This window comes from Streptomyces murinus (assembly GCF_002154555.1).
GTDB classification, from domain to species: Bacteria; Actinomycetota; Actinomycetes; order Streptomycetales; family Streptomycetaceae; genus Streptomyces; species Streptomyces murinus.
Map to the genome: position 1 here is coordinate 1 of NZ_MUNF01000589.1, position 7,666 is coordinate 7,666.

General features: G+C 72.3%; 6 protein-coding genes. 4 read left to right on the plus strand and 2 right to left on the minus strand.

Annotated elements, in window-relative coordinates; all coding sequences use genetic code 11:
* Positions 1-44: 44 nt before the first annotated feature.
* Positions 45-839: a TetR/AcrR family transcriptional regulator gene (locus CCN72_RS30480; RefSeq protein WP_085565481.1), complete on the minus strand. Its 795-nt coding sequence runs from the start codon at positions 837-839 to the stop codon at positions 45-47.
* A 376-nt stretch (positions 840-1,215) separates the two neighbouring features.
* Here CCN72_RS30480 and CCN72_RS30485 point away from each other — a divergent pair, with 376 nt between their 5' ends.
* From CCN72_RS30485 to CCN72_RS30495, 3 genes are all read left to right on the plus strand, one after another.
* Entirely contained in the window at positions 1,216-2,577 is a 1,362-nt protein-coding gene (locus CCN72_RS30485) for an NAD(P)/FAD-dependent oxidoreductase (protein WP_086811274.1), read from the plus strand.
* Positions 2,578-2,710: 133 nt separating this feature from the next.
* Positions 2,711-4,366 carry an ATP-binding SpoIIE family protein phosphatase gene (locus tag CCN72_RS30490; protein WP_085565479.1) on the plus strand — a complete coding sequence of 552 codons (1,656 nt, stop codon included), beginning with the start codon at positions 2,711-2,713 and terminating at the stop codon, positions 4,364-4,366.
* Positions 4,367-4,418: 52 nt separating this feature from the next.
* Complete coding sequence (locus CCN72_RS30495; RefSeq protein ID WP_086811276.1) at positions 4,419-5,204, plus strand: class I SAM-dependent methyltransferase; 786 nt, start codon at positions 4,419-4,421, stop codon at positions 5,202-5,204.
* Positions 5,205-5,266: 62 nt separating this feature from the next.
* On the opposite strand, the gene CCN72_RS30500 is transcribed toward CCN72_RS30495, so the two are convergent.
* Complete coding sequence (locus CCN72_RS30500) at positions 5,267-6,529, minus strand: MDR family MFS transporter (RefSeq protein ID WP_172624440.1); 1,263 nt, start codon at positions 6,527-6,529, stop codon at positions 5,267-5,269.
* 134 nt (positions 6,530-6,663) lie between these two features.
* Between CCN72_RS30500 and CCN72_RS30505 the strand changes: the two genes are divergently transcribed.
* Positions 6,664-7,212, plus strand: a complete 549-nt coding sequence (locus CCN72_RS30505) for a MarR family winged helix-turn-helix transcriptional regulator (protein WP_037650751.1) — start codon at positions 6,664-6,666, stop codon at positions 7,210-7,212.
* Positions 7,213-7,666 lie beyond the last annotated feature (454 nt).

Sequence of the window (7,666 nt, forward strand, 5' to 3'; positions counted from 1 at the left end):
CGGGTGACGCGGGTGGCCGGACGGAACTCCCGCCGAGGACGGGGTCAGCCGATCGCGGGCCGGGATCGCAGCCCCTCCAACAGGATGTCCAGCAGCCGTGCCGAGGCCGCCGCCTGCTGCGCGGCGTCCGGCAGCGACGGCGCCGCCGTGGCGATCACCAGCAGCACGTCGGAGACGGACACATCGGCCCGCAGCTCCCCGGCCGCCCGCGCCCGCTCCACCAACTGCCCCACGACCGCGAGCAGTTCACCGGCCCCGGAATCCTCCGAGTAGCCGGAGTCCTGCCCCACGAGCCGCAGTTCACCGGGTCCGGGCTGAAGCCGCTGCTGCGGCACCCGGGCCTCCTCGACGACCGAGCGGACGCCGTCGGCCGCATCCGCGGAACCCTCGGGGGAGCCGACCCGCAGCACCTGCGGCGGCAGCAGCCTGCCCGCCCCCGACGCGACCGACGTGCGCAGGAACCGGGACAGCGCCGACCACGGCTCGTCCTCCTGCCCGAGCGCCGTCCGCGCCTGCTCGGTGAGCCGCGCCGTCTCCTCCTCGGCTATCCGCCTGACCAGCACGTCCTTGCTGGGAAAGCGCCGGTAGACGGTCCCGACACCGACCCGCGCACGCCGCGCCACATCCTCCATCGGCGCACCGTAGCCCAGCTCGCCGAACACCTCACGCGCCGCACGCAGCACGTGCTCCAGATTGCGCTGTGCGTCCACCCGCAGCGGCGTCGTACGCGCCCCGTCCGCGCGCCCGTTCGCCGTCGCGACCGCCGGCACCGCCGGCATCGCCGATCCTCCGGCCGCCACCGCGGTGGCGGCGGACCAGTGCGTGTCCTGAATATGCATGTGTTTCCCCCGGTGCATGACGTCTCCCCCCGGAGACACTCCCCGTCACTGATGCCGGAGTGTGCGAAGGGGCACCGATCGCCGCGGGCCGGCCCGTCGCTGAGCCCGTACGACCACATCCCCTACACCCCGTCGACACGAACATAGTTGAGAGGCAGTCAATTCAGAAGGGGCAGGTTCCGCACACTGCGCCCCCCGATCGGAGTACGAGTCATATACGTCCCGATTCCCGGCGCGTCCGCCCGCGTGTCCGCCCCCGCTGACCTGCCCCCTTTCCACCACCCCGGCCACCGGGCCCGCATCACCCGTCACAGGACCTCCGGTCACACAAATTGCCGGGGCTGTGGACAAACCACAGCGCCGGGTGCGTCATGGGATGGTGAAGGAACGTGCGCGCATTCTGGTTGTCGGCGGTGGCTACGTCGGGATGTACACGGCCCTGCGCCTCCAGCGGAAGCTGAAGGCCGAGCTCAGGCGCGGTGAGATCGAGATCACCGTCGTCACACCCGACCCCTATATGACGTACCAGCCCTTCCTGCCCGAGGCCGCCGCCGGCTCGATCTCGCCCCGCCATGTCGTCGTGCCGCTGCGCCGCGTCCTCGACCAGTGCCATGTCGTCGTCGGCGAGGCGACCGCCGTCGACCACGCGGCGCGCACCGCCACCGTCACCACCCTCGCCACCGCCGACGCGGGCCGCACCGAACTGTTCGGCTACGACGAACTGGTGCTCGCCCCCGGCTCCGTCGCCCGCACCCTGCCCATCCCCGGCCTCGCCGAGTACGGCATCGGCTTCAAGACCGTCGAGGAGGCCATCGGGCTGCGCAACCACGTCATCGAGCAGATGGACATCGCCTCCTCCACCCGCGACCCGGCGATCCGCGACGCCGCCCTCACCTTCGTCTTCGTCGGCGGCGGCTACGCGGGCGTCGAAGCCCTCGGCGAACTGGAGGACATGGCCCGCTACGCCGCCCGCTACTACCACAACGTCCGCGCCGAGGACATGAGATGGATCCTCGTCGAGGCGAGCGACCGCATCCTGCCCGAGGTCGGCGCCGACATGGGCCGCTACACCGTCACCCAGCTGCGCCGCCGCAACATCCAGGTGCTGCTGGGCACCCGCCTGGAATCCTGCGCCGACCGGGTCGCCGTGCTCAGCGACGGACAGCGCTTCCCGACCCGTACGGTCGTCTGGACCGCCGGCGTCCGGCCGCACCCGCTGCTCGCCGCCACCGATCTGCCGCTCACCGACCGCGGCAGGCTCAGGTGCACCGCCCAGCTGACCGTCGAGGGCACCGCACACGCCTGGGGCGCGGGCGACGCCGCGGCCGTACCGGACGTCACCGCCGCCCCCGGCGCCCTCACCGCGCCCAACGCGCAGCACGCCGTACGCCAGGCCAGGGTCCTCGGTGACAACCTTGTCCACACCCTGCGCGGCGAACCCCTGGACACCTATGAGCACGCCTACGCGGGCTCCGTCGCCTCCCTCGGTCTGCACAAGGGCGTCGCCCAGGTCTACGGGCGGCGGCTGAAGGGCTACCCTGCCTGGTTCATGCACCGCGTCTACCACCTCAGCAGGGTGCCCACCGTCAACCGCAAGGCCCGCGTGCTCGCCGAATGGATCCTCGCCGGGCTCTTCAAACGGGAGATCGTCTCGCTCGGTTCACTCGAACACCCGCGCGCGGAGTTCGAACTGGCGGCCAGGGGAAAGCATCCTCACGACCCGAAGGGGTCGTCCTGACCGGATCCAGGAACTCCACGGCCCGCCCCACCGTCTGACGGATGTCGCCCGCCGCGGCCGGCTCCCTGCCAGACTGCCCCACGACATCGGACGGGCCCCCGCCCGCCCTAGCACCCACGAGGCCTTGCCCACAGTGAACTTCACGCGCTGGAGCGCCCGGCTCCCCGGAACGCAGCGCCGCGCCGCCGCGCGGACCGAGACCGCGGTACCCACGGACCGGCGAGGGGAAGGCTCCGTGCCCGCGGCCCGCGCCGGGGGCCCCGCCGACGGGACCGGCCCGGTCCCCGCCGTCGACGAACTGCCCGCCCGCGCCGTCCTCGACCGCGTCCCGGCCCTCGTCGCCCTCGTGCACGGCCCCGAGCACCGCCTCGCCTACGTCAACGAGGCCTATACGACGGCCTTCGGGCCCCGCCCCACCGGCGCCCCCGCCCATGAGGCCCTGCCCGAACTCGCCGGCCTCGGCCTGCTCCCGCTGCTCGACCAGGTGCTGCGCAGCGGCCGCCCGCGCACCCTGAAGTCCCGCCGCGCGGTGGACGGCCGCTCGTACACGTTCACCTGCACCCCCGTCGCCGCGGACGGCGGCGACGGCGACGGCGCGGTCCTCGTCTTCGCCACCGACGTCACCGACCACGCGGAGGCCGCCGAACGGCTGCGCGCCAGCGAACGCCGCCAGCGCGAGACCGCCGTCACCCTCCAGCGCTCCCTGCTCCCGCAGGACCTGGAGGAACCCGACGACCTGCGCGTCGCCGCCACCTACCAGCCCGGCGGCACCGAGGCCGCGGTCGGCGGCGACTGGTACGACGTGATCACCCTCGGCGGCGGCCGCACCGCCCTCGTCATCGGCGACGTCATGGGCCGGGGCGTGCGCGCCGCCGCGGTCATGGGCCAGCTGCGCACCGCCGTCCGCGCCTACGCCCGCCTCGACCTGCCCCCGCACGAGGTGCTCCAGCTCCTCGACGGCCTCGCCACCGAGATCGACCCCCACCAGATCGCCACCTGCGCCTACGCCGTCCACGACCCCAACGAGGGCCGGCTGGTGTACGCCTCCGCCGGGCATCTGCCCATCCTGGTCCGCGACGAACACGGCACGGTCTCCCGCGCCGACGAACCCACCGGGCCGCCGCTCGGCACCGGCGGCTGGCTGCACTCCTCGGGCTCGATCGCCCTGCTCCCCGGCTCCACCGCGGTCCTCTACACCGACGGCCTGGTGGAGCGCAGGAACGAAGACCTGGACGAGGGCATCGCCGCCCTGGAACGCGCCCTGGCCGGCGCCACCGGCTCCCCGCAGGTCGTCTGCGACCGCCTGGTCCGCTCGGCCGGCGTCACCGCCGACCACGACGACGACGTGGCCGTCCTCGTCCTCCAGCACCCGGCCCGCACCGGCCCCGACGGCGAGCTGTTCCGGGGCGCGGCCCTGGAGCTCCTCGGCGGCGTCGAGGCCGCCCCGCGCGCCCGCGCCTTCGCCTCCGGCGTCCTCACCAGCTGGCGCTTCCCCACCGAACTGCACGACCTCGGCGTCCTCGCCACCAGCGAACTCGTCGCCAACAGCCTCCAGCACGGCACCCCGCCCATGCGGCTGCGGCTGCGCCGCACCGACCGCCGCCTCATCGTGGAGGTCACCGACGGCGACGACCACCTCCCCCGGCGCCGCCGCGCCGAACCGGCCGACGAGTCGGGCCGGGGCATCGCCATCGTCGCCACCATCGCCTCCACCTGGGGCTGCCGCCGCACCCCGGGCGGCGGAAAGGCGGTCTGGTGCGAGTTCCTGCTGCCGAAACCCAGACCCTGAGCGGCGCTCACGGGTTGGCCCCCACACCATCCCCGGTGTTACAAGCACACCTATGGCAGACGCATGCAGCACCGAGGGCCCCGAGGCGTACGACATCCACAGCGCCCCGATCATGGCCCCCTTCGTGGCCGCCCTGCTGGACGCGGTGCGCCCCGCCCCCGGTGAGAGCGTGCTCGACCTCGCCTGCGGCACCGGATTCGCCGCCCGCGCGGCCGCCGCCCTGGTCGGACCCACCGGCCGGGTCCGTGGCACGGACCTCGACGAGGGCATGATCCGCGTCGCGCGGCAGCGAGCCCCCCGCATCGACTTCGTCGCGGCCCCCGCCGACCGTCTCCCCTACGACGACTCCGCCTTCGACGCGGTCGTCTGCCAGCAGGGCGCCCAGTTCTTCCCCGACCTGACGGCCGCCCTCACCGAGACGGCCCGCATCACCCGGCCCGGCGGCCGGTTCGCCGCCACCGTCTGGGCCCCGCTCGACCGCCAGCCCTACTTCCTCGCCCACGAGCACGCCCTGCGGACGTACGCCCCCGACGCGCTGCGCTACTTCCACCGCGCCTACGTCCGTACGGCCGACCAGCTCACGAGCGCCCTGCGGACGGCGGGCTACGGCGCCCTCACCCATCACGAGATCACCTCCGACGTCGTTCTCCCGCCGCTGGGCGCGTACGCCCACGGCCATCTGGCCGCGCTGTGGGGCGGTCTGCTCCGGGAGGCGGGCGGGGAGAAGGCCGTCCGGGGCGCCGCCCGACTGGTCCGCGACGAGCTGGCGGACCGCACCGCGCCCGACGGCACGGCGGCCCTCCCCTTCACCGTGCATCTGGTGACGGGAATCCGCTGAGCCGTGGGCATACGGCGACGGCCGCCACCCGAAGGTGACGGCCGTCGTGGGACACCGGGGGCTCAGGCCTCCGCGCCAACCGTCTCCGCGGCCGCCCCGCCCCGGCTGACCACCCGGCTCGCCCGCACCGACCACGGCTGGTCCTGCACCGCCGTGAGCTGCCGCCCGAGCCGCAGCGCCAGATACGTGATGCCCAGCGAGAACAGCACGAAGGTCACGATGTACGGCGCGTGCAGCGATGCCCCGAGGGGACCGCCCACCGCCGGTCCGACGGCCAGCGCCAGCTGCTTGACCAGCGCGAACGCCGAGTTGTACTGACCGGCGAGACCCTCCGGCGCCAGATCGGCGACCAGCGGGGCCACCGTCGGCGACAGCATCGCCTCGCCGAGACCGAACAGCGCGTACGTCGACACGAACGCGGCCGTCGCCATCTCCTGGCTGCCGTGCCCGAGCCCCGCGTATCCCGCGGCCACCCAGGCCACCGCCCAGATGAGACCCACCAGGGCGATCACCCGGGTGCGCCGGGCGCGCTCCACGAACCTGAGCACCGCGAACTGGGCGACCACGATCATCAGCGTGTTCGCGGCCAGGGCCGTGCCCAGCGTGGACGTGGATATCCCGGCGGCCTCCACGCCGTAGGCGCTCAGACCCGACTCGAACTGCCCGTAGCAGGCGAAGAACAGCACGAAGCCCAGCACGCACAGCTGCACCATCGCCCGGTTGCCGAGCAGCCGCTTCCAGCTGCCCTTCGCGGACGCGGGCGCGTCCTCCAGACGGGGGGAGTGCGGCATCCGCACGGTCGCCATCACCGCGACCAGCAGCAGGAACATCGCCGCCTCGATCGCGAACAGCAGGGTGAACGAGGAGACGCGGGTGGTGTCGACCAGGTGACCGCCGATGAGGCCGCCGATGCCGAGGCCCAGGTTCTGGAGGAAGAACTGCATCGCGAACGCCCGGGAGCGGGTGTCGGCGCTGGAGCAGTCCACGATCATCGTGGCCAGCGCCGGCTGCATCACGGCCTGGCCGGCACCGAGCGCCGAGGCGGCGAGCAGGACGGACCACGCGCTGCCCGCGAGCCCCAGGCTCAGCGCCCCGAGCGCGGCGGTGACCAGGGCGGCGAGCAGAACCGGCAGCGGGCCGCGACGCACGATCGCCCGGCCTGCGAACGGCAGCACGATCAACGCGGCCACGGCGAAGACGGCGAGCACCAGTCCCGCCGTCATGGCTCCCAGACCCCGCACCTGCGCCACATAGACGTACAGGTAGGGGACTGTGAAGCCGAGTCCGAATGCGCTGAGTGCGTTGCCCACGTGGATCCGGCGCATCGCTGCGCCCATCGCCCTGGTCACGTTCACCTCTCTCACTAGTTAGGAGTGAAGACTTCAAAGCTAAAGTTCGAAGCTAAAGAGTACACAGTGAAGGACTTCAAGGCAAAGCGACCGCGTGCCATACTCGGCCCATGGCCGACACCGCCGGCGTCGCTGAGCCGACCCTCGAAGAACAGATCGCCGCCTACCAGCGCGAGTTCCAGGACCTCGACCCGCAGGTCGAGAAGATCGTGTCGGCCCTGTCCCGGCTCAACCGCCGGATGAACGTCGCGTACGGCCGCCAAACCGCCGCCCTCGGCATCAGCAACGCCGAGTGGGAGGTCCTCAAGGCACTGGTCCTCTCCGGTGCCCCGTACCGCCTCGGCCCCAGCGACCTCGCCAAGCGCCTCGGCCTCACCCCGGCCGCCATGACCCACCGGATCGACCGCATGGTCACCGAGGGGCTGGTCACCCGGGAGCGCGACGAGGCCAACCGGGTGCGGGTCATCATCGAGCTGACCCCCGAGGGCCGGGAGAAGTGGCTGGAGGCGATGCGCCTCGCGACCGTCTTCGAGGAGGACCTGCTCCAGGACCTCACCCCGGCGGAGCGCTCGGTCCTCGGCGAGGTGCTCACCACGCTCCTGCGCCGGGTGGAGCACGCCCAGCCGGATGCCGGTGGCCGGCTCAGCGACCTCGACTGAGCGACAGAAAAGATCTTGACAGGGCGCGGTTGACACGCCTCGACCCCATCCGTATAGTTCTTCGGGTTGCCGCAGAGCCGTACTGTCTCCGCGGTGGCACCTTGGCCGCTTCGAGCGGCACCCCTCACACCATCAGCACGATCTCCCTCCGGGTTGATTTCGGCGTGCCCGAATTCAATTCGAATAGGGATTCGGCGGCCCGATTGGGAATTGCCGAAGGGATCGGCTAAGGTTTGAGACGTCGGAACGGCCCAACAGCCGGGAAGACAAGCCCCGCTGACTGGGGGTCAGACGCCGAAAGGATCTGATAGAGTCGGAACCGCCGGAAAGGGAAACGCGAGAGCGAGAACCGGAAGGCACCGAGGAAATCGGATCGGAAAGATCTGATAGAGTCGGAAACACCGAAGGGAAGCCCGGAGGAAAGCCCGAGAGGGTGAGTACAAAGGAAGCGACC